The following is a 19,830-nucleotide window of genomic DNA, read 5'->3' on the forward strand; positions in this document are numbered from 1 at the left end:
ACCGCCCCGCGCACCCCCTCGCGCGGATGCGTGCCGCCGTCGGGCGGTTGCGGGGGCGGTTCGTGCTGGCCCTGGTGCTGGGGAGTCTGGCGCTCGGGTCCGCCGTGGGGCTCATGGCCGTTTCCGGGTGGCTCATCTCGCGTGCGTCCGAGCAGCCGCCCGTGCTGTATCTGATGGTCGCCGTCACCGCGACCCGCGCCTTCGGGATCGGGCGCGCCGTCTTCCGGTACGCCGAGCGGCTCGTCTCCCACGACGCCGTGCTGCGGATGCTCGCCGACCTGCGCGTCTCCGTCTACCGGCGGCTCGAACGGCTCGCCCCCGCCGGCCTGCGCGAGGCCCGTCGCGGCGATCTGCTCTCCCGGCTCGTCGCCGACGTCGACGCCCTCCAGGACTACTGGCTCCGCTGGCTGCTGCCCGTCGGTTCCGCCGTGCTCGTCGGCGCGGGCGCCGTCGGGTTCACCGCCTGGCTGCTTCCCGAGGCGGGCGCCGTGCTGGCCGTCGGGCTGCTCGCCGCAGGCGTCTGCGTGCCGCTGGTGAGCGGCGCCCGAGCGCGCCGTGCCGAGCGGCGACTCGCCCCCGCGCGCGGCCTGTTGGCGAACCGGGTCGCCGAACTCCTCGACGGCTGCGCCGAACTGACCGTCGCCGGCGCGCTCCGGAGCCGTGTCCGCGCGGCCCGCGACGCCGACGCGACGCTGACGGCCATCGCCTCGCGCGGCGCCGCCGCCACCGCACTCGGCGGTGGCCTGTCCGCGCTGATCTGCGGCCTGACCGTGGCGGCAGCCGCGTACGCCGGTGTGGGCGCCGTACACGACGGGCGGCTCGAAGGTGTCGCGCTGGCCGTCGTCGTACTCACCCCGCTCGCCGCGTTCGAGGCGGTCGCCGGTCTGCCGCTCGCCGTGCAGTACCGGCAGCGGGCCGCCCGCAGCGCCGAGCGGGTCTGCGAGGTGCTGGACGCGCCCGTCCCCGTACGCGAGCCCGCCCACCCGGCCGCGGCTCCCGAGACCCCGTTCCCGCTGGAGGTACGTGGGCTCTCGGCCCGGTACGCGGGGCAGGAGCGCGACGCGCTCACCGGCGTCGACCTGACGCTGACCGCCGGGAAGCGGGTGGCCGTCGTGGGGCCGTCCGGCGCCGGCAAGACGACCCTCGCGCAGGTCCTGCTGCGTTTCCTGGACGCACGCGAGGGCGGCGTCCGGCTCGGTGGCACGGACGCGGCGGCGCTGGACGGCGACACGGTGCGCCGCTTCGTCGGGCTGTGCGCGCAGGACGCGCACCTCTTCGACAGTTCCGTACGTGAGAACCTCGCCCTCGCCCGCAGGGACGCGACCGACGACGACCTCCGCGACGCCCTGCGCCGCGCCCGCCTGCTGGACTGGGTGGACGGTCTGCCCGTCGGCCTGGACACCCTCGTCGGCGAGCACGGCGCGCGGCTCTCCGGGGGGCAGCGGCAGCGCCTGGCGCTGGCCCGCGCGCTCCTCGCCGACTTCCCCGTCCTCGTACTGGACGAGCCCGCCGAACACCTCGACCTGCCCACGGCCGACGCGCTGACGGCGGACCTGCTGGCCGTGACCGAGGGGCGTACGACGCTGCTCATCACCCACCGGCTCCAGGGACTCGACGCGGTCGACGAGGTGATCGTGCTGGACGGCGGGCGGGTGGCGCAGCGCGGGCCGTACGCCGAGCTGGTCGCGGTGGAGGGGCCGCTGCGCAGGATGTGGGAGCGGGAGCGGGGACCGGTCGGCGGGCTCGTGGGGCAGCCCGTGTGATCCGGCGACCGACTTTCCATCCCAAATGGGACTAACTAGGGTCAAGGCTATGACAGCGCCCGAACCCCAGGACCGTGCGGAGACCGACGACGCCCGGCGGCTCCAGGGCCTGTCCACCGAACTCACCGCCCGCGTCCCGCAACTGCTCGAAGCGATGCGCTCCGTCGGCACCGGTCTCGAACTGCACGCCACCCTCGACCGGATCTGCGAGACGGCGGCCCGTCTCGTCGGCGCCCGCTACGCCGCGCTCGGCGTCGTGGGCGAGGCGGGCGGCGGTCTCTCGGACTTCGTCACCTTCGGCGTGGACCCCGAGACCGCCCGGCGGATCGGCCGCCGCCCGGACGGCCACACCGGACTGCTCGGCGAACTCATCCGCCACCCCGAACCCCTCCGGCTCGCGGACCTCACCGCCGATCCGCGGTCGGCCGGATTCCCGCCGCACCACCCGCCGATGCGGACGTTCCTCGGCGTACCCATCCGCGTCCAGGGCGAGATCCTCGGGAATCTCTACCTCTGCGAGAAGCACGACGGCGCCGAATTCACCGACCACGACCAGCACATGGTGCGGGTCCTGGCCACCGAGGCGGGCCTCGCCATCGGCAACGCGCGGCTGTACGAGGCGGCCCGGCAGCGCGAGCGCTGGATCGACGGCTCGGTCGCCGTCACGACCGCCCTGCTCTCCGGCGCGGGCACCGAGGACGCGGAAGAACCCACAGGTCCCGACGACCACGACCACGGCCACGCCGAGCACGCGGACACCGCCGTTCACGCCGACTTCAGCCACCACGCACAGCACGCCCTCACCGTCGTCGCCGAACACGCCCGCAGGCTCGCCGACTCCGCGGCCGGCATCGTCATGCTGCCCACGCCCGAAGGCGGACTGGAGGTGGTCGCCGTCTCGTCCGACACCACGGACGTGTCCATCGGCACCCGCGTCCCGGCCCGCAGCCCGGTGGTCGCCAAGCTGCTGACGGGCGAGTCCGTCCATGTGACGGACTCCAGCACCGACCCGCGCCTCATCTCCCCGCTGTCCGCCCGCTACGGCCCGGCCATGATGCTGCCCCTGCACAGCGACGGCCGGGTGCTCGGCGTACTCGTGACACCCCGCGCGATCGGCGCCCGCCCCTTCACCGAGGCGGAACGCACCCTCGCCACCCAGTTCGCCTCGCAGGCGGCACTCGCCCTGATGATGGCCGAGGCGCAGCGCGACCGGGAACGGATCGCGGTGTTCGAGGACCGCGACCGGATCGCCCGCGACCTCCACGACCTGGTCATCCAGCGCCTGTACGCCGCAGGGATGATGCTGGAGACCGCGCAGCGGCAGTCGCAGGTGCCCGAGGTGCGGGCGGGCGTCGGCAAGGCCGTCGACGAACTGGACGTCACCATCCAGGAGATCCGTACGGCCATCTTCGCCCTGCAGCAGGGCCCGGCCGAGGCACCGTCCGGGCTGCGCACCCGCGTACTGCGCGAGATCAACATGGCGGCCGTGCCGCTCGGCTTCAGGCCCACCCACCGCTTCGCCGGCGCGATCGACTCGTCGGTCGGTGAACTCACCGGCAAGAACCTCATCGCGGCGCTCCGCGAAGCCCTCTCCAACACCTTCCGGCACGCGCGGGCGTCCCGGATCGAGGTCACGGTGGACGCGAACGCCGAACTGCCCGACGGCACACCCGCCGTACGCCTGTCGGTCGCCGACGACGGCGTGGGCATCCCGGAGGGCGGCCGACGCAGTGGCCTGCGGAATCTGCGGCGGCGTGCCGAGTCGCTCGGCGGATCGAGCGAGGTCGGACCGGGTCTGGCGGAGGACGGCGGCGGTACGACGGTGATCTGGCAGGCCCCGCTCTAGGCCGTGTCCCGCGTCCGCGCACGTGCCACCAGCTGCTCGATGATCACCGCGACCCCGTCCTCGTTGTTCGCCACGGTCCGCCCCGACGCCGCCGCGATCACGTCCGGGTGCGCGTTGCCCATCGCGTACGACGTACCGGCCCAGCCCAGCATCTCCACGTCGTTCGGCATGTCCCCGAAGGCGACGACCTCGTCGGAGGAGATGCCGCGCTCGGCGCAGCAGAGCGCCAGCGTGCTCGCCTTGCTCACCCCGAGGCCGCTGATTTCGAGCAGCGCGGTCGGGCTGGAGCGCGTGACGGACGCGAGGTGGCCGGCGGTCGTACGGGCCAGGGTGAGGAAGCTGTCCGGCGTCAGGGTCGGGTGGTGCGCCAGCAGCTTGACCACCGCGTCGCCGTCGGCCTCCCCCGCCTCCTGAAGAAGCTTCTCCGCCGGGGCGACCTCCGTGCCCGGGTCGTCCTGGAAGGGCGGGTACAGCGGCTCGTAGCCGAAGCTCGTCGTCTTCTCGACGGCGAAAACCGTGCCCGGCGCCGCGTCCCGCAGGGCCTGTACGACGTCGAGCGCGGCGGCCCGGTCCAGGCCGCGGACCTTGACCAGCTTCTCACCACCGTGCAGATCGACGACGACGGCGCCGTTGGCGCAGATCGCGAGACCGTGCCGGTGCACATGGTCGCTGACGACGCCCATCCACTTCACCGGCCGCCCGGTGACGAAGAAGACCTCGATCCCGGCCTCCTCGGCTGCGGCGAGCGCGGCGACGGTGCGGTCGGAGACGGTCTTGTCGTCGCGCAGCAACGTTCCGTCAAGATCGGTGGCGATCAGCCGGGGACGGGCGGGAAGCGGGGAATCGGTAGCTGAGGTCACCCGCCCATCCTCCCGCACACATGTGCACGGGAGTGCGGAGGGGCGCACATATGAGACCTCTCTCTCGTACGCCCACGGGCTTTGGCCGGGAAGCGGTTCAGCGCAGCTGGGCGGGGGCCTCGGTGACGATCTTCTCGAAGACCACCTGGTCCACGGCGAAGTCCGAATCGGGGACCGGCCAGTGGACCACCAGTTCCGTGATGCCGAGCTCCTGGTGCCGGCCCGCGAAGTCGACGAACTCGTCCACGGAATCCAGCGGGCGGCGCCGGTCCGGGGTGAAGCCGGTGAGCAGGATCTTCTCCAGCTCGGCCACGTCGCGCCCGATCTCCGCGCAGGCGCCGCCGAGCTTCTCGACCTGGCCGCGGATCGCCTCCACCGACTGCTGCGGGGTGCCCTCCTCGTACAGGCTCGGGTCGCCGGTGGTCACCCACGCCTGGCCGTGGCGCGCGGCGAGCTTCAGCCCGCGCGGGCCGGTGGCGGCGACGGCGAAGGGGAGCCGGGGGCGCTGGACGCAGCCGGGGATGTTGCGCGCCTCGACGGCGGAGTAGCGGGCCCCGTGCTCGGTGACCGCCCCTTCGGTGAGCAGCTGGTCGAGAAGGGGGACGAACTCGCCGAACCTGTCGGCGCGCTCACGCGGAGTCCACGCCTCCTGCCCGAGCGCCGTCGCGTCGAAGCCGTTCCCGCCCGCACCGATCCCGAGCGTGATCCGCCCGCCGGAGATGTCGTCGAGGGAGATCAATTCCTTGGCGAGCGTCACGGGGTGGCGGAAGTTCGGCGACGTGACGAGGGTGCCCAGGCGGAGGCGGTCGGTGGCCGTGGCGGCGGCGGTGAGGGTGGGCAGGGCCCCGAACCAGGGGCCGTCGCGGAAGGTGCGCCAGGAGAGGTGGTCGTAGGTGTACGCCGCGTGGAAGCCGAGTTCCTCGGCGCGCTGCCACTTCGCACGGCCCCCTTCGTGCCAGCGGTCGACAGGGAGGATCACGGTGCTCAGGCGCAGACTCATGCTCCGAGCCTACGTCTCACCGCATGTCTCACCGCACTGCCCGCCGATCGTGCCACCAGGCCACGCGCTCCGCGTACCGACCGCCTCGTGGCGGCTCAGCCGCCGAAGCGGAGGTAGCGCGGCGGTACGGCGTCGGCGAGCCAGACGCCGTTGGCGCTCACCCGGAAGATGTGGCCGTCGCGGTGCATCGCGCCCGAGTCCACGGGCAGCACCACGGGCCGGCCGCGGCGGGCGCCGACGCGGGTCGCCGTCTCGCGGTCGGGGGAGAGATGGACGTGGTGGCGGGCCATGGGCCGCAGGCCCTCGGCGCGGATCGCGTCGAGACTGCGGGCGACGGTGCCGTGGTAGAGGTACGCGGGCGGCTCGGCCGGCGGCAGGTCCAGGTCGACCTCGACGGTGTGACCCTGGTTGGCGCGGATCCGGCTGCCCTCGATGGTGAAGCGCCGCTTGTCGTTGACGGCCACGACGTGGTCCAGCTCGGCGCGGGTGACGGGGAACCGGTGGTCGGCGGTGGCGCGCAGCAGCGCGTCGACCTCCACCCAGCCGTTCGGGTCGAGCGTGAGTCCGATCCGCTCGGGCTGGTGCCGCAGATGCTTGGAGAGGTACTTCGACACCTTCACGGTGCGTCGCTCGTCGGGCGTTCCCGCGCCCGGGGTCGTGCGTGATGTGGTCATGCGCACAGCGTGCCCGGTGGCGTCGGAAGGGCGCCACTTGTTTCGGTCCGAAAATGATCAGTGCTGAAATGTTTGATCCACAGTCAACTTGACTTATCCACAGGCTGGTTGGCGATTCTGTGGACAACCTCCTCTTCAATTAACCGATTTGATCAATTTGGCCGCTCTGTCTGTGGGTTGTGGTGAGCACGTCCAACTCCCTTGCCCGCACCTCTCGTTCGGCCGCCGCCGCGATGAACGCCGGGGCGTTCTCCTCGCCAACCAGCGCCCGCACCGCGTTGATCGTCCCGGCGGGCAGGGCCACGGAACGGGTCTCCGGGCCCGTCGGCTCCGGGTCCTCCACCAGCAGGTGCCGCTGGAGATGCCGGGTCGCGAACAGCCGCATCGCGCGCGCCAGTTCGGCGTCGACCGTCTGCCGCGCGAGGGGGCGCAGACGGCGTACGAGCGTCACCGCCTCGGCGGCGTCCGCCTCCGTCGGTGGGCGATGACCCAGATACCGCGCGAAGACGTGCTCGGTCGTGAACTCCATGAATCGCTCGGCGATGTGCTCGACCTGTCCGCGAAGTTCCCGCAGATGGGCGGAGATCGCGGCCAGCGGCACCCCGGCCGCGTACAACTCGGCTGCCACCGCGAGCTCTTGAGGGCTCGGTACGAGGAACTCGTCGTCCCGCCCGGGGACCCGCTCCAGTACGCCAAGCTCCACCGCCTCGGCGAGCGCCGCCTCGTCGGGGGAGCCGCCGAACCGCTCGTCCAGCTCGGCGCGGCTGATCCGGGCGGCCCGCTCGTCGCTCCACGGGCCGTGCACCTCGGTGACCAGGCCGAGCACGCCGCCGAGACCGCGCCCGGCGTCCCATGCCTCCAGCAGCTCCTTGATGGACGCGAGCGTGTAGCCCCGTTCGAGGAGGTCGGCGATCTGCCGCAGCCGGGTCAGATGCGGGTCCCCGTACACATTGGCGCGGCCCCGCCGCTCCGGGGCGGGGAGCAGGCCGCGGTCCTGGTAGCCGCGGATGGTCCGGACCGTGGCGCCGCTCGCGTGCGCCAGATCCTCGATCCGGTACCGGCCACGGCCCGTGCCACCACCGGTGGGGGTCCTCGCCGTCCCCGCCGCCGTATCCGCGTTCTCCGGCACGCTCATTCCTCCCTCGGCCCCCGGCACGGCGCTAACCCAGGGCGGCGCGGCCGACCGCCCCGGCCGCCGCGCGGGCCGCGGGCGAGGTCGCCAGATAGTCGACGGCCCTGCGGAGCGAACCCTCCTGCGAGGGATGGTACGACCGCCGGAAGTAGCGGGGCACCGCCGAACCCAGCTCCCGCCAGGTGGGCAACAGGCCCTTGGCCACAGCGCGGTTGTGCTCGCGCAGCGAGTAGCGCAGCCGGCCGGCCAGCTGCGGGTCGTGCCGGATCAGATACGCCGCCCCCCGCGCCCAGAACCAGACCATCACCGGCGCCGCGACGATCATCGTCTCCAGGCGGCGGGCGTAGCGCACCGGATCGGGGCCGCCGCAGTGCTGGTACATGTCGAAGGCCACCGCCCGGTGTTCGACCTCCTCGGCGCCGTGCCAGCGCAGCAGGTCGAGCATGATCTCGTCGGCGCCCGCGTCGTCCAGCGCGTCGGCGCGCAGCACCCAGTCCCCCAGGACCGCCGTGAACTGCTCTATCGCCGCGACGATCCCCAACCGGAAGCGCAGCCAGTCCTTCGGCGGCCACGGCACTCCGAACGGCGGCTTCTCGCCGAGGAGCACCTCGAAGAGATAGTCGACGTGCCGCGTGTACGGCTCGGTGTCCAGCCGCTGCTCCGCCAGGTGGTTCAGCACATACGCGTGCTGCACGCTGTGCGTGGCCTCCTGGCCCATGAAGCCCTTGACGTCCTTGAGCAGCACCGGGTCGTCGACCAGTGGCAGGGCCTCCTTGAAGACCTTGACGAACCAGCGCTCGCCAGCGGGGAGCAGCAGATGCAGCACGTTGACGACGTGCGTGGCGGTGGGCTCGTCCGGTATCCAGTGCAGCGCGGTCCCGCGCCAGTCGAACGACACGCGCCGGGGCGCGATGACGTACTGCTCGCCCGGACCGTCGCCGTCCCGCCCGGCATCCCCGGCCTCCCCGGCATTCGTCCTGTCGTCTTCGTCGGCGGTCACAGCGGTGGCTCCAGACGGGCGATCGCGCGCAGCGTCCTGGGCGCGAAGCGGGACAGCAGCCGGGCGCCGCGGGCCTCCGGCGTGACCGGTACGACGGCCTCGTTGCGGACGACGGCGCGCAGGATCGCGTCGGCGACCTTCTCCGGCGGGTAGTTGCGCAGCCCGTACAGCCGTGCGGTCCGCTTCCTCCGTCGCTTCTCCTCCTCCGCCGACACCCCGGTGAACCGGGCGGTGGACGTGATGGCGGTGTTGACGAAGCCGGGGCAGATGGCGCTGACCCCGATGCCCTGCCCGGCCAGCTCGGCGCGCAGGCACTCGCTGAGCATCAGCACCGCCGCCTTGGAGGTGCTGTAGGCGGGCAGCGCGCGCGAGGGCTGATAGGCGGCGGCCGACGCGGTGTTGACGATGTGGCCGCCCTGTCCGCGCGCCGCCATCTGGCCACCGAATATCCGGCAGCCGTGGATGACGCCCCAGAGATTGACGTCCAGGACCTTCTTCCAGTCCTCGCTCGTGGTGTCCAGGAACGGCCCCGAGAGCCCGATCCCCGCGTTGTTCACCAGGACGTCCACCGTGCCGTACTCGGCGGCGACCTTCTCGGCCAGCTTCTCCATCGCCTCCTCGTCGCCGACGTCGACGGTCTCGGCCCACGCCCGTGGCGCGCCGATCAGCCGGGCCATCTCGGCGGTCCTGGCGGTCCCTTCACCGTCGCGGTCGACCACGACGACGCGGGCGCCCGACTCGGCGAACGCGAAAGCGGTGGCCCGTCCGATGCCGCTCGCCGCGCCGGTCACCAGGACGAGCTGCCCGCCGAACCGCTCCCCGTAGGGGCCGCTCGCCACCAGGTCCCGCGCCCGGCGGGCCCGGCTCTCCCGGCGCGCCTTGCCGGCCGGCCCGACAGCCACCGCGTCGCCGGCCGCGTCGTCCCCGCCGTCCCCGTCCTTCGCGCTCTCCGGCTCGGGCTCGTGCGCGCTGACGAACTCGGTGATCCAGAAAGCCAGTTGATCCGGTCGCGTACGCGGCACCCAGTGCTTGGCGGGGAGCGTACGGCGTACCAGCTGGGGCACCCACCGCTCCAGGTCGTCGTAGAGCCGCTCGGAGAGGAAGGCGTCACCGGTCGGGGTGATCAGCTGGACCGGCACGTGCGCGTGCGCGTCGGCCCGTGGTCGGCGCAGCCGGGCGTTGATGTTGTCCCGGTAGAGCCAGGCGCCGTGCGCCGCGTCCTCCGGCAGTGAGGCGGTCGGATACGCGCCCGCGCTCCCCGTGCCCCCCGCGTCCGCCCGCGCCGGCGGCACCTTCTCGAACCGGTCGAGGATCTTCGGCCACCGCCTGCCGAGCGGCCCGCGCCATGCCAGCTCGGGCAGCACCGGCGTGTGCAGCAGATACACGTACCAGGACTTGGCGCCCTGACCGAGCAGTTGGCCCAGCGCGCGCGGGGTGGGGCGGGTCATCCGGCGTTTGATCCAGTGCCCGAAGTGGTCCAGCGACGGTCCCGACATCGAGGTGAAGGAGGCGATACGGCCCTTCGTGCGCCGTACGGTCACGAACTCCCAGCCCTGTACGGACCCCCAGTCGTGGCCCACCAGATGGACCGGCCGGTCCGGGCTCACCGCGTCGGCGACCGCCAGGAAGTCGTCCGTCAGCTTCTCCAGGGTGAAGCCGCCGCGCAGTGGCTTCGGGGCCGTCGACCCGCCGTGGCCCCGGACGTCGTACAGCACCACATGGAACCGCTCGGCGAGCCGCTCCGCGACCTGGGACCAGACCTCTTTGCTGTCGGGATACCCGTGCACGAGCAGGACCGTCGGCCGCCGCGGGTCACCCAGCTCGGCCACGCACAGCTCGATCCCGCCCGTGCGCACCCGGCGCTCACGCACCTCCACGGGCCTGCCCGACGGCGACGGAACAGACGGAACTGACTGAAGCGACATCACGCACCCTTCGCCCAACGCCGCACATGCGGCAGATCGTCATCCAGCCAGAACGCGCTCTCGGCCGGGTCCCCGGAGTCGGTGACCACCAGGATTTCCTCGAACTTGGCGCCCGTACCCCGGAATCCGAGGTGCGGCTCCACCGCCCACAGCCCCGGTCTGGGCGGGTGGTCGGAGAATCTGTACGGGCTCCACAGCGGTGACCAGCCGTCCCGGTGCCCGTGCAGCGCGTCGCTCGCCAGGCCCTTGAGCGCCTGCGTACCGAAACCGAGGACATGCGGCGACCAGCGCCGGTCGCTCACACGGCCGATCTTGTGGGCGATCACCCCGAAGGGGTAGGCCCGGTGTCTGTTCTCGTATCCCTGGCGGACCATCAGCCGGTCCACGTCCTCGTATATCTCCCGCAGCGGGCGGCGCTCGCGCACCTCGCGCAGCAGCAGCTCGCGGTGCGCCTGAAGATCGGCGAGGAGTTTGTCGTGCAGCGGGTGTGGGCCGGGGCCCAGACAGCCCGAATACCCGACGTCGGCGGGGAAACCCCGGTGGACCGGCGCCAGATCGAGGATGAACGGCATCCCCTCCTCCAGCCTCCGGTTGGTGGGGAAGAACTGGAGCGGGATCCGGAACCCCGTGAAGGCCGTACGGTCCCCGAACCAGGCGAAGGGCAGATGGAACCAGTCGCGCACCCCGCGCGCCCGCAACCAGTCGCGCTGCATCCGGGCGGCCTCGCGCTCCGTGACCCCCGGCCGCAGGCGCGCGGCCACCGCTTCGGCGCACTCGTAGGCCAGCCGCTGCGCGGAGCTGAATCCCCGCAGCTCCGCGGCCCGTTCGCCCGTCAACGCTGAAGCCATGCCGCACCTCCGACCCGATCGCGCTACGCGTTCGTAACGTGACACTGATGAATGTGACAATGTCCGGCGGCTGCGTCAAGGCCCGCGTCCAGCCTGTGGAAAACTCTCCGCCCCCATAACTTTCGGCATAACTTTTTATGCTGCCCTTACGGGTCCGTACGCCTCAAGGCGGACCCCGAGACAGCCGCCAGGGCTGACGTCCGCTGTGGGGTGCGCCACTACCGTCTTAAACGTGACTGTGATCGCTACTGAAGGCCTGAGTAAGCGGTTCCCCCGGGTAACCGCGCTTGACCGGCTCTCCTTGGACATCGGACCGGGCGTGACCGGTCTGGTGGGTGCCAACGGAGCCGGCAAGTCCACCATGATCAAGATCCTGCTGGGTCTGTCCCCCGCCACGGAAGGCCGGGCCACCGTGCTCGGGTTCGACGTCGCCACCGACGGCGCCGCCATCCGCGAGAGCGTCGGATACATGCCCGAGCACGACTGCCTGCCGCCCGACGTCTCGGCGACCGAACTCGTCGTCCACATGGCGCGCATGTCCGGACTCCCCCCGACCGCCGCCCGCGAACGCACCGCGGACACACTGCGCCACGTCGGCCTGTACGAGGAGCGGTACCGCCCCATCGGCGGCTACTCGACCGGCATGAAGCAGCGCGTCAAACTCGCGCAGGCACTGGTCCACGACCCCAAACTCGTCCTCCTCGACGAGCCGACGAACGGCCTCGACCCCGTCGGCCGCGACGAGATGCTCAACCTGATCCGCCGCGTGTACACCGACTTCGGCATCTCCGTCCTCGTGACCTCGCACCTCCTCGGCGAGCTCGAACGCACCTGTGACCATGTCGTCGTCATCGACGGCGGCACGCTGCTGCGCTCCAGCTCCACGAGCGACTTCACGCAGAACACGGCGACGCTCGCCGTCGAGGTCACCGACACCGACACCCACCCCGACGGCACCCGCGCCCTGCGCGAGGCCCTCACCGCGGCCGGGCTCTCGCTCCACCTGGGCGAGGAGGACGGCCTGCCTGGCGCCGGCCACATCCTGCTCATCGAGGCGACGGGCGAGGAGACGTACGACGTCGTACGCGACACCGTCGCCGGACTCGGGCTCGGCCTCGTACGGATGGAACAGCGCCGCCACCACATCGCGGAGGTCTTCCGTACGAAGGACGCCTCGAAGGGCGCCGCCCCGGCCGGCCCCGACGGGCAGCCCGTACCGGCCCAGAGCGGCACCGCGGAACTCGCACTTCAGAAGGGAGGCGGCAGCGATGAGCACTGACCTCACCCGGATCCACAACATCGGCTACCGCAACTACGACGGCCCGCGGCTCGGCCGCGCCTACGCCCGCCGCTCCCTCTACTCGCAGTCCCTGCGCGGCTCCTACGGCCTCGGCAGGTCCGCCAAGTCCAAGATCCTGCCGATGATCCTGTTCGCCGTGATGTGCGTACCGGCGGCGATCATGGTCGCCGTCGCCGTCGCCACCGACCTCAAGGACCTGCCGGTCTCGTACACGCGGTACGCGATCTTCACCCAGGCCATCATCGCGCTCTTCCTGGCCGCCCAGGCGCCGCAGTCCGTCTCACGCGACCTGCGCTTCAAGACGGTGCCGCTGTACTTCTCCCGTCCCATCGAGCGCGTCGACTACGTCCTCGCCAAGTACGGCGCGATGGCCTCCTCCCTCTTCATCCTGACCGCCGCCCCACTGGTGGTCCTCTACCTCGGTTCGCTGCTCGCCAAGATGGACTTCCTCGACCAGACCAAGGGCTTCGGCCAGGGGCTCCTCTCCGTGGCACTGCTCTCACTGCTCTTCGGCGGACTCGGCCTGGTTATGGCCGCCCTCACCCCGCGCCGCGGCTTCGGCGTCGCCGCCGTGATCGCCACACTGACCATCACCTACGGCGCCGTCTCCACCGTCCAGGCCATCGCCTCCGCGAGCGACGCGGACGGCGCCGTCCAGTGGCTCGGCCTCTTCTCACCCATCACGCTCATCGACGGCGTACAGACCGCGTTCCTCGGCGCCACCTCGTCGTTCCCCGGCGAGGCGGGCCCCTCGGCCGGTGTCGGTGTCGTCTATCTGCTGGTCGTTCTCGCGCTCATCCTCGGCTCGTACGCCGTCCTCATGGGCCGTTACCGGAAGGTCGGGCTGTGACCACCATCAACATCGAGCACGCGTCACGCTGGTTCGGCAACGTCGTCGCCGTCAACGACGTCACGATGACCGTCGGCCCCGGCGTTACCGGGCTGCTCGGACCCAACGGCGCGGGCAAGTCCACGCTCATCAACATGATGGGCGGGTTCCTGGCCCCCTCCAACGGAAGCGTCACCCTCGACGGCGACGCGATCTGGCGCAACGAGTCCGTCTACCGCAAGATCGGCATCGTCCCCGAGCGGGAGGGCATGTACGACTTCCTCACCGGGCTCGAATTCGTCGTCGCCAACGCCGAACTGCACGGCCTCGGTAAGGAGGCGGCCCACAAGGCGCTCGCCACCGTCGAGATGGAGTACGCGCAGGACCGCAAGATCGCGACGTACAGCAAAGGCATGCGCCAGCGCGTCAAGATGGCGTCCGCGCTCGTCCACGAGCCGTCCGTGCTGCTCCTGGACGAGCCGTTCAACGGCATGGACCCACGCCAGCGCATGCAACTGATGGACCTGCTGCGGAAGATGGGCGACTCGGGCCGTACGGTCCTGTTCTCCTCGCACATCCTTGAGGAGGTCGAGCAACTCGCCGCGCACATCGAGGTGATCGTCGCCGGCCGGCACGCCGCGTCCGGCGACTTCCGCAAGATCCGCCGGCTCATGACCGACCGGCCGCACCGCTATCTCGTACGGTCCAGCGACGACCGCGTCCTCGCCGCCGCGCTGATCGCCGACCCCTCCACCGCAGGCATCGAGGTCGACGTCACCGAGGGCGCGCTGCGCATCCAGGCCGTCGACTTCGGGCGCTTCACCGAACTGCTGCCGAGGGTCGCCCGCGAGCACTCCATCCGGCTGCTCTCGGTCTCGCCGTCCGACGAATCCCTCGAATCCGTCTTCTCGTACCTCGTAACGGCCTGAGCGCCCAGAAAGGAGCTGTGACGTCATGTACGACCCCACAGTCGCCCGGCTCACCTACCGGGCCCTGCTCGGCCGGCGCCGGGCCGCCGTCCTCCTCATCCTGCCGGTCCTGCTGATCTTCATCGCCGTGGCCGTACGCGCCTTCAGCGGCGTGGACGACCAGACCGCGTCGGACGTCCTGGGCGGCTTCGCCCTCGCCACGATGATCCCGCTGATCGGCGTGATCGCGGGAACGGGCGCCATCGGCCCCGAGATCGACGACGGTTCGATCGTCTACCTGCTGGCGAAGCCGCTGCCACGGCCGACGATCATCTTCACCAAACTGATCGTCGCCATCGCCGTGACGATGGTCTTCTCCGCGGTCCCCACCTTCATCGCCGGATTCATCCTCAACGGCAACGGCCAGCAGATCGCGGTGTCCTACACCATCGCCGCGCTGGTCGCCTCCATCGCCTACAGCGCCCTGTTCCTGCTGCTCGGCACGGTCAGCCGGCACGCGGTCGTCATCGGCCTCGTGTACGCGCTGGTGTGGGAGACGCTCTTCGGCAGCCTGGTCGCGGGCGCGCGGACGCTCAGCGTCCAGCAGTGGTCCCTGGCGGTCGCGGAGAGGACCGCCGGCGACGGCCTGATCGCGTCGGACGTCGGCCTGCCGCTCGCCATCGTGCTGTTGGTCGGGGTGACGGTCGTCGCGACGTGGTACGCGGGCCAGAAGCTGCGGACGCTGACGCTCGCCGGCGAGGAGTGAGCGCGGGCTCGTCATCGCCGCACGCTGAGCCGCGCGGCGCCGCGACCCCCGCCCATCGGGCGGGGGTCGCCGCGTAACTGTACGTTTATCGGCTCGTTGTTCCGCGTGCGTGGAGGCAACTGGAGTTCGTGACGTCGAGCGTTCGTGAAACTGGGGATTGCCGGAGCCGGCTCGAAAGCCGCACCGGTCATTGAGTGAGTAGCCACCGTGAGCCGACCTCCGCCCCTGATGCCCGGGGAGAGGGCCGTCCCTCATCGGTTCACGAACGGAAGGCACACCCATGCCATCGGAAGTCACCTTGCTCGAATCGCGCACCATGCGCGTCGAGCATCTGGGGCGCGTCGACGCGCTCGACAAGGTGAAGGCCCTGGTCATGCTCCCGGACGGCGCGCACTGCACCACGGACGGGGTCGCGCGCTACTTCGAAGTATCCACAGGCGTCATCAGGCAGTTGACCGCACGGCATCGCGCGGAGCTGGCCGAGAACGGGATGCGAGTGCTGCGAGGCCCTGACCTGCGGCGCTTTCATAGTGACATGGTGTCACTATGGGGCACGGAGAAGGGGGAGAGTTATCCACAGGCGGTCACCCAGCTCACGCTCCACACCCGCCGGACCGTCCTCAACATCGCGATGCTGCTCCGCGACAGCGACATCGCCCGCTGCGTCCGTACGTACCTCCTCGACGCCGAGGAGGGCTGGCGCGAGGCGTACGCCTCCCTCGACCGCCGCGTCACCGCCGTGGAGTCGTGCCTTGGCGGAGTCGGCGTGGCGCTCCAGGAACTGGGGCCGGTTCTCAACCGGATGTCGCACCGGCTCGACAGCCTGGACCGGCGGCTCGACGCCACCAACCAGGTCGTCGCGGCAATCAGCAACCGGCTGTGCCAGATGTCCGAGGACATCAACCGCGTCGACGCCCGGGTGGACGACGTCGTCCATCAGTTGAAGGATCTGCGCCGCGGCCGTAGGCGCCGCTGATCCGTTCGCGAACAACTCGGTGGCGCCGAACTCCCGCCCCGGTGCACAGTGGTGGTGTCAGGTATCACTGGACCGGGAGAGGAGCGCGGCGATGACTGATGGTTCGAGTCCGTCGAGTTCCCGACAGGGCAGTCCCGAGCCGGCACCGGAGTAACCACTTCCGCTCCGCGCAGCCGACGGTGACCCGCCCAAGGGGGCGGTCGCTTCGAGCGCGCGTTCGCGCGCGGACCGCCCCCTTCCCCCGGGACGATCGGGCACATACATCGAGCACATCGACCACCGCGACCGACCGACCGAGTCGCGTCAGCTCCGCTGAAGCAGCTTCTCCAGCACCACGGCGATACCGTCGTCCTCGTTCGACGCGGTCACCTCGTCCGCCACGGCCTTCAGCGCCTCGTGCGCGTTGGCCATCGCCACACCGTGCCTCGCCCAGCCGAACATCGGGATGTCGTTGGGCATGTCGCCGAACGCGATCGTGTCGGCCGCCGTCACGCCGAGCCGCCGCGCGGCCAGCGAGAGCCCCGTGGCCTTGCTCAGACCCAGCGGCAGGATCTCCACGACCCCCGGCCCCGCCATGACCACGGCCACCATGCCGCCGGCCGTCTCCCGCGCGACCTTCGCCAACGCGTCGTCGCTCAGCTCGGGGTGCTGTATGTAGACCTTGTTGATCGGCTGGGTCCACATCTCCGCGCGGTCGTCGAGGCGCAGCGAGGGCAGCGGGCCGTCCTGGACCTGGTAGCCGGGCCCGATCAGTACGTCACCGTCGAGACCGTCACGGCTCGCGGCCAGCGCCAGCGGGCCCACCTCCGCCTCGATCTTCGACAGCGCGACGACGGCCACCTGCCGGTCGAGCGTCACCGACGTCAGCAGTCTGTGCTCACCGGCGTGGTAAACCTGCGCGCCCTGACCACAGACCGCCAACCCGTCGTACCCGAGATCGTCGAGGATGCCGCGCGTCCAGGGCACGGCCCGCCCGGTGACGATGATGTGCGCCGCCCCCGCCGCCGTCGCGGCGGTGAGCGCCTCACGCGTACGGGCGGAGACCGTGTGGTCCTCGCCCAGCAGCGTGCCGTCGAGGTCGGTCGCGACGAGCTTGTACGGGAAGCCGGCGGCGGGTGCGGGGGCGGCGGCGCTCACTTGGCGATCGGCTCCAGCGTCTCGCGCCCGCCCAGGTAGGGACGGAGCACTTCCGGCACCCACACCGAACCGTCGGCCTGCTGGTGGTTCTCCAGCAGCGCCACGATCGTGCGCGTGACCGCGCAGAGCGTGCCGTTCAGCGTCGCGAGTGGCCGCACCTGCTGCTTGCCGTCCTTCGCCTCACGCATCCGTACGGAGAGCCGACGGGCCTGGAAGCCGTCGCAGTTGGACGCGGACGTCAGCTCGCGGTACTTGCCCTGCGTCGGGATCCACGCCTCGCAGTCGAACTTGCGCGAGGCCGAGGCACCGAGGTCGCCCGTGGCCACGTCGATCACCTGGAAGGGCAGCCCGAGGCCGGTGAGCCACTGCTTCTCCCACTCCAGGAGCCGTGTGTGCTCGGCCTCGGCGTCCGCCGGGTCGACGTACGAGAACATCTCGACCTTGTCGAACTGGTGCACCCGGAAGATGCCCCGGGTGTCCTTGCCGTACGTCCCCGCCTCACGGCGGAAGCAGGGCGAGAAGCCCGCGTACCGCAGGGGCAGCTTGTCGGCGTCGATGATCTCGTCCATGTGGTACGCGGCGAGCGGCACCTCCGACGTACCGACCAGGTAGAAGTCGTCCTTCTCCAGGTGATACACGTTCTCCGCCGCCTGGCCGAGGAAGCCCGTGCCCTCCATCGCGCGCGGGCGCACCAGCGCGGGAGTCATCATCGGGATGAAGCCGGCCTCGGTCGCCTGCGCGATCGCCGCGTTCACCAGGGCGAGTTCGAGCAGCGCGCCGATGCCCGTCAGGTAGTAGAAGCGCGAGCCGGAGACCTTCGCGCCGCGCTCCATGTCGATGGCGCCGAGCGCCTCGCCGAGCTCCAGGTGGTCCTTGGGCTCGAAGCCCTCGGCGGCGAAGTCGCGCGGGGTGCCGATCGTGTCGAGGACGACGAAGTCCTCCTCGCCGCCCACGGGCACGTCCGGGTGCACGACGTTGCCCAGTTGGAGGAGCAGCCGCCTGGCCTCCTCGTCCGCCTCGTGCTGCGCGGCGTCGGCGGCCTTCACGGCCGCCGACAGCTCTCGCGTACGGGCCAGCAGCTCGGTCTTCTCGTCGCCGGCGGCCTTGGGGACGAGTTTGCCGAGCGTCTTCTGCTCGTTGCGCAGCTCGTCGAAGCGGACGCCGGAGGCCCTGCGCCGCTCGTCGGCGGAGAGCAGGGCGTCGACGACGGCGACGTCCTCTCCACGGGCGCGCTGCGAGGCGCGGACACGGTCGGGGTCGTCTCGGAGCAGGCGAAGGTCAATCACCCCACCAGGCTACCGGTGCGTGCTTCCGCCACCCCACCCCATATTTCAGCGTGTGATGCTTTGTCTGAATTGCCGCAATTGAGGAGAGTGGGGAAAGGGTGAAAGGGGAGGGCCCCTTACGTCAATAACAGGTGGCCAATTCCCCGGAAAGGGGCACCGGCGATGCCGGGTTGACTCATTTCCCTTACGGCGCAGGGCACTTGGGGCGACGTTGTCCACAGAGGCGCACCGGCTTCAAAAGTTATCCACAGGCTGTGTGGGGAATCTGTGGATCGCGAGGGGCCGCACGGTGAAAGTCCCCGTGGAGGTGGGGGGATTCTCCGCCAGGACCCGCTTCACATACTCGTTCGGGTGGGACTTGGTCCCTCCAACGAGTTGATCAATGGAATAGAGGTGACACGGGCCGGCTGTGCGTCCTGTGGACGGAAGCGCTGTCGCTGAGGAGATTTGTCGACCCTGCCGTCCGGCGCTGTCGACTTGTCCCCAGGGTGGCCGACCGTCCTGTGGATAACTCTGTGGACAACAGGGCCCATCCCCGTCGCCCCACCGCCGCCGTCGGCTCAGATCCGCCCGTCCTGGCTGCGGGCCAGCCAGTCGGCGGCGTCCATGAACTCCCCGTCCGACGTCCCCGCGCGCAGCGGCCGTACGTCCTGCGGAGTCACACCGGCCCTCGGGTACGACCCCAGGAACCGCACCTTCGGACTGATCCGCTTCAGCCCCATCAGCGCCTCGCCCACCCGCCGGTCCGAGATATGGCCCTCGGCGTCCACGGCGAAGCAGTAGTTACCGATGCCCGCGCCCGTCGGCCGTGACTGGATGAGCATCAGGTTGACCCCGCGGACGGCGAACTCCTGAAGCAGTTCGAGCAGCGCGCCCGGATGGTCCTCGCCGAGCCAGACCACCACCGACGTCTTGTCCGCCCCGGTCGGCGCCGCCGGCCGCGCGGGCCTGCCCACCAGGACGAAACGCGTCTCCGCGTTCTCGGCGTCGTGGATCTCGGTGACCAGGGCTTCCAGCCCGTACGTCGCCGCCGCGAACTCACCCGCGAAGGCGGCGTCGAACCGGCCCTCCTGGACCAGCCGCGCGCCGTCCGCGTTCGACGCGGCAGACTCCCACAGGGCGTTCGGCAGATGGGCCCGCAGCCAGTTGCGCACCTGCGGCTGCGCCACCGGATGTCCGGTCACCGTCTTGATGTCGGTAAGGGCCGTGCCCGGCCTGACGAGAAGCGCGAAGGCGATCGGCAGGACCACCTCGCGGTAGATCATCAGCGGCTCGCCCGACGCGAGTTCGTCGAGGGTCGCGGTGACTCCGCCCTCCACCGAGTTCTCGATCGGTACGAGGGCAGCCGCGGCGTCCCCGTGCCGTACGGCATCGAGGGCGGCGGGCACCGAGACCATCGGGATCAGCTCCCGGGTGGCGGCTTCCGGAAGGGTGCGGAGGGCGGCTTCGGTGAAGGTGCCCTCGGGGCCCAGGTACGTATAGCGCGTGGCCGACATGTGGTCACCTTAGTCCGACCGGTGGACGGCCCAGGACCTCAGCTCCGACGCCGCTCCCGGGCCGTCCTCGGCTCTGACCGGCCT

At 71.0% G+C, this 19,830-nt stretch carries 17 protein-coding genes; 7 read left to right on the plus strand and 10 right to left on the minus strand.

The window, feature by feature from the left end; all coding sequences use genetic code 11:
• The coding region (gene cydC / locus BHU15_RS04265) for a thiol reductant ABC exporter subunit CydC (protein WP_069625987.1) at nucleotides 1-1,763 on the plus strand (1,763 nt) is incomplete at its 5' end.
• Nucleotides 1,764-1,812: 49 nt separating this feature from the next.
• Nucleotides 1,813-3,609, plus strand: a complete 1,797-nt coding sequence (locus BHU15_RS04270) for a GAF domain-containing sensor histidine kinase (RefSeq protein ID WP_069625923.1) — start codon at nucleotides 1,813-1,815, stop codon at nucleotides 3,607-3,609.
• On the opposite strand, the gene BHU15_RS04275 is transcribed toward BHU15_RS04270, so the two are convergent.
• The 7 genes from BHU15_RS04275 to BHU15_RS04305 form a co-directional block, all read right to left on the minus strand.
• Complete coding sequence (locus BHU15_RS04275) at nucleotides 3,606-4,469, minus strand: HAD family hydrolase (RefSeq protein ID WP_069625924.1); 864 nt, start codon at nucleotides 4,467-4,469, stop codon at nucleotides 3,606-3,608. The genes BHU15_RS04270 and BHU15_RS04275 overlap by 4 nt on opposite strands.
• 97 nt (nucleotides 4,470-4,566) lie before the next feature.
• The gene (locus BHU15_RS04280; RefSeq protein ID WP_069625925.1) at nucleotides 4,567-5,469 is read right to left on the minus strand and encodes an LLM class flavin-dependent oxidoreductase; all 903 of its coding nucleotides are present in this window, start codon (nucleotides 5,467-5,469) and stop codon (nucleotides 4,567-4,569) included.
• Between the two features lie 95 nt (nucleotides 5,470-5,564).
• Nucleotides 5,565-6,143, minus strand: coding sequence for an RNA 2'-phosphotransferase (locus tag BHU15_RS04285; protein WP_069625926.1), 579 nt, complete (start codon nucleotides 6,141-6,143; stop codon nucleotides 5,565-5,567).
• 139 nt (nucleotides 6,144-6,282) lie between these two features.
• A complete protein-coding gene (locus tag BHU15_RS04290) occupies nucleotides 6,283-7,194 on the minus strand; it encodes a MerR family transcriptional regulator (protein WP_069625988.1) in 912 nt (303 codons plus the stop codon).
• A 109-nt stretch (nucleotides 7,195-7,303) separates the two neighbouring features.
• Nucleotides 7,304-8,188: a metal-dependent hydrolase gene (locus BHU15_RS04295; RefSeq protein ID WP_069625989.1), complete on the minus strand. Its 885-nt coding sequence runs from the start codon at nucleotides 8,186-8,188 to the stop codon at nucleotides 7,304-7,306.
• A gap of 83 nt (nucleotides 8,189-8,271) precedes the next feature.
• Nucleotides 8,272-10,200, minus strand: a complete 1,929-nt coding sequence (locus tag BHU15_RS04300) for an SDR family oxidoreductase (RefSeq protein ID WP_069625927.1) — start codon at nucleotides 10,198-10,200, stop codon at nucleotides 8,272-8,274.
• The gene (locus BHU15_RS04305) at nucleotides 10,200-11,048 is read right to left on the minus strand and encodes a M24 family metallopeptidase (protein WP_069625928.1); all 849 of its coding nucleotides are present in this window, start codon (nucleotides 11,046-11,048) and stop codon (nucleotides 10,200-10,202) included. The genes BHU15_RS04300 and BHU15_RS04305 overlap by 1 nt, the downstream gene beginning before the upstream one ends.
• Nucleotides 11,049-11,280: 232 nt before the next feature.
• Between BHU15_RS04305 and BHU15_RS04310 the strand changes: the two genes are divergently transcribed.
• The 5 genes from BHU15_RS04310 to BHU15_RS04330 all read left to right on the plus strand — a co-directional run bounded on the left by BHU15_RS04310 (nucleotide 11,281) and on the right by BHU15_RS04330 (nucleotide 15,827).
• Nucleotides 11,281-12,327 carry an ABC transporter ATP-binding protein gene (locus BHU15_RS04310; protein WP_171908309.1) on the plus strand — a complete coding sequence of 349 codons (1,047 nt, stop codon included), beginning with the start codon at nucleotides 11,281-11,283 and terminating at the stop codon, nucleotides 12,325-12,327.
• A complete protein-coding gene (locus tag BHU15_RS04315) occupies nucleotides 12,317-13,198 on the plus strand; it encodes an ABC transporter permease (protein WP_023540321.1) in 882 nt (293 codons plus the stop codon). The genes BHU15_RS04310 and BHU15_RS04315 overlap by 11 nt, the downstream gene beginning before the upstream one ends.
• Nucleotides 13,195-14,106 carry an ABC transporter ATP-binding protein gene (locus BHU15_RS04320; protein WP_069625930.1) on the plus strand — a complete coding sequence of 304 codons (912 nt, stop codon included), beginning with the start codon at nucleotides 13,195-13,197 and terminating at the stop codon, nucleotides 14,104-14,106. Before BHU15_RS04315 ends, BHU15_RS04320 begins: the two co-directional genes overlap by 4 nt.
• A gap of 25 nt (nucleotides 14,107-14,131) precedes the next feature.
• On the plus strand, nucleotides 14,132-14,851 hold the full coding sequence (locus BHU15_RS04325) for an ABC transporter permease subunit (protein WP_069625931.1): 720 nt from the start codon (nucleotides 14,132-14,134) through the stop codon (nucleotides 14,849-14,851).
• 280 nt (nucleotides 14,852-15,131) lie between these two features.
• The gene (locus BHU15_RS04330) at nucleotides 15,132-15,827 is read left to right on the plus strand and encodes a hypothetical protein (RefSeq protein ID WP_069625932.1); all 696 of its coding nucleotides are present in this window, start codon (nucleotides 15,132-15,134) and stop codon (nucleotides 15,825-15,827) included.
• Between the two features lie 303 nt (nucleotides 15,828-16,130).
• On the opposite strand, the gene BHU15_RS04335 is transcribed toward BHU15_RS04330, so the two are convergent.
• From BHU15_RS04335 to pheA, 3 genes are all read right to left on the minus strand, one after another.
• Complete coding sequence (locus BHU15_RS04335; RefSeq protein ID WP_069625933.1) at nucleotides 16,131-16,964, minus strand: HAD family hydrolase; 834 nt, start codon at nucleotides 16,962-16,964, stop codon at nucleotides 16,131-16,133.
• Nucleotides 16,961-18,250 carry a serine--tRNA ligase gene (serS, locus tag BHU15_RS04340; RefSeq protein WP_069625934.1) on the minus strand — a complete coding sequence of 430 codons (1,290 nt, stop codon included), beginning with the start codon at nucleotides 18,248-18,250 and terminating at the stop codon, nucleotides 16,961-16,963. Before serS ends, BHU15_RS04335 begins: the two co-directional genes overlap by 4 nt.
• A gap of 560 nt (nucleotides 18,251-18,810) precedes the next feature.
• Nucleotides 18,811-19,746, minus strand: a complete 936-nt coding sequence (gene pheA / locus BHU15_RS04345; protein ID WP_023540327.1) for a prephenate dehydratase — start codon at nucleotides 19,744-19,746, stop codon at nucleotides 18,811-18,813.
• Nucleotides 19,747-19,830 lie beyond the last annotated feature (84 nt).

Origin of the sequence: Streptomyces niveus, from assembly GCF_001723055.1 — a bacterium.
Classification (GTDB): Bacteria; Actinomycetota; Actinomycetes; order Streptomycetales; family Streptomycetaceae; genus Streptomyces; species Streptomyces niveus.

Bases quoted from the DNA above. Each gene is read 5' to 3' on its own strand.
- BHU15_RS04330 (WP_069625932.1), top strand. From the start codon at position 15,132: ATGCCATCGGAAGTCACCTTGCTCGAATCGCGCACCATGCGCGTCGAG.
- BHU15_RS04315 (WP_023540321.1), top strand. From the start codon at position 12,317: ATGAGCACTGACCTCACCCGGATCCACAACATCGGCTACCGCAACTAC.
- BHU15_RS04325 (WP_069625931.1), top strand. From the start codon at position 14,132: ATGTACGACCCCACAGTCGCCCGGCTCACCTACCGGGCCCTGCTCGGC.
- BHU15_RS04270 (WP_069625923.1), top strand. From the start codon at position 1,813: ATGACAGCGCCCGAACCCCAGGACCGTGCGGAGACCGACGACGCCCGG.
- BHU15_RS04300 (WP_069625927.1), bottom strand. From the start codon at position 10,200: ATGTCGCTTCAGTCAGTTCCGTCTGTTCCGTCGCCGTCGGGCAGGCCC.
- BHU15_RS04305 (WP_069625928.1), bottom strand. From the start codon at position 11,048: ATGGCTTCAGCGTTGACGGGCGAACGGGCCGCGGAGCTGCGGGGATTC.
- pheA (WP_023540327.1), bottom strand. From the start codon at position 19,746: ATGTCGGCCACGCGCTATACGTACCTGGGCCCCGAGGGCACCTTCACC.
- BHU15_RS04285 (WP_069625926.1), bottom strand. From the start codon at position 6,143: ATGACCACATCACGCACGACCCCGGGCGCGGGAACGCCCGACGAGCGA.
- BHU15_RS04280 (WP_069625925.1), bottom strand. From the start codon at position 5,469: ATGAGTCTGCGCCTGAGCACCGTGATCCTCCCTGTCGACCGCTGGCAC.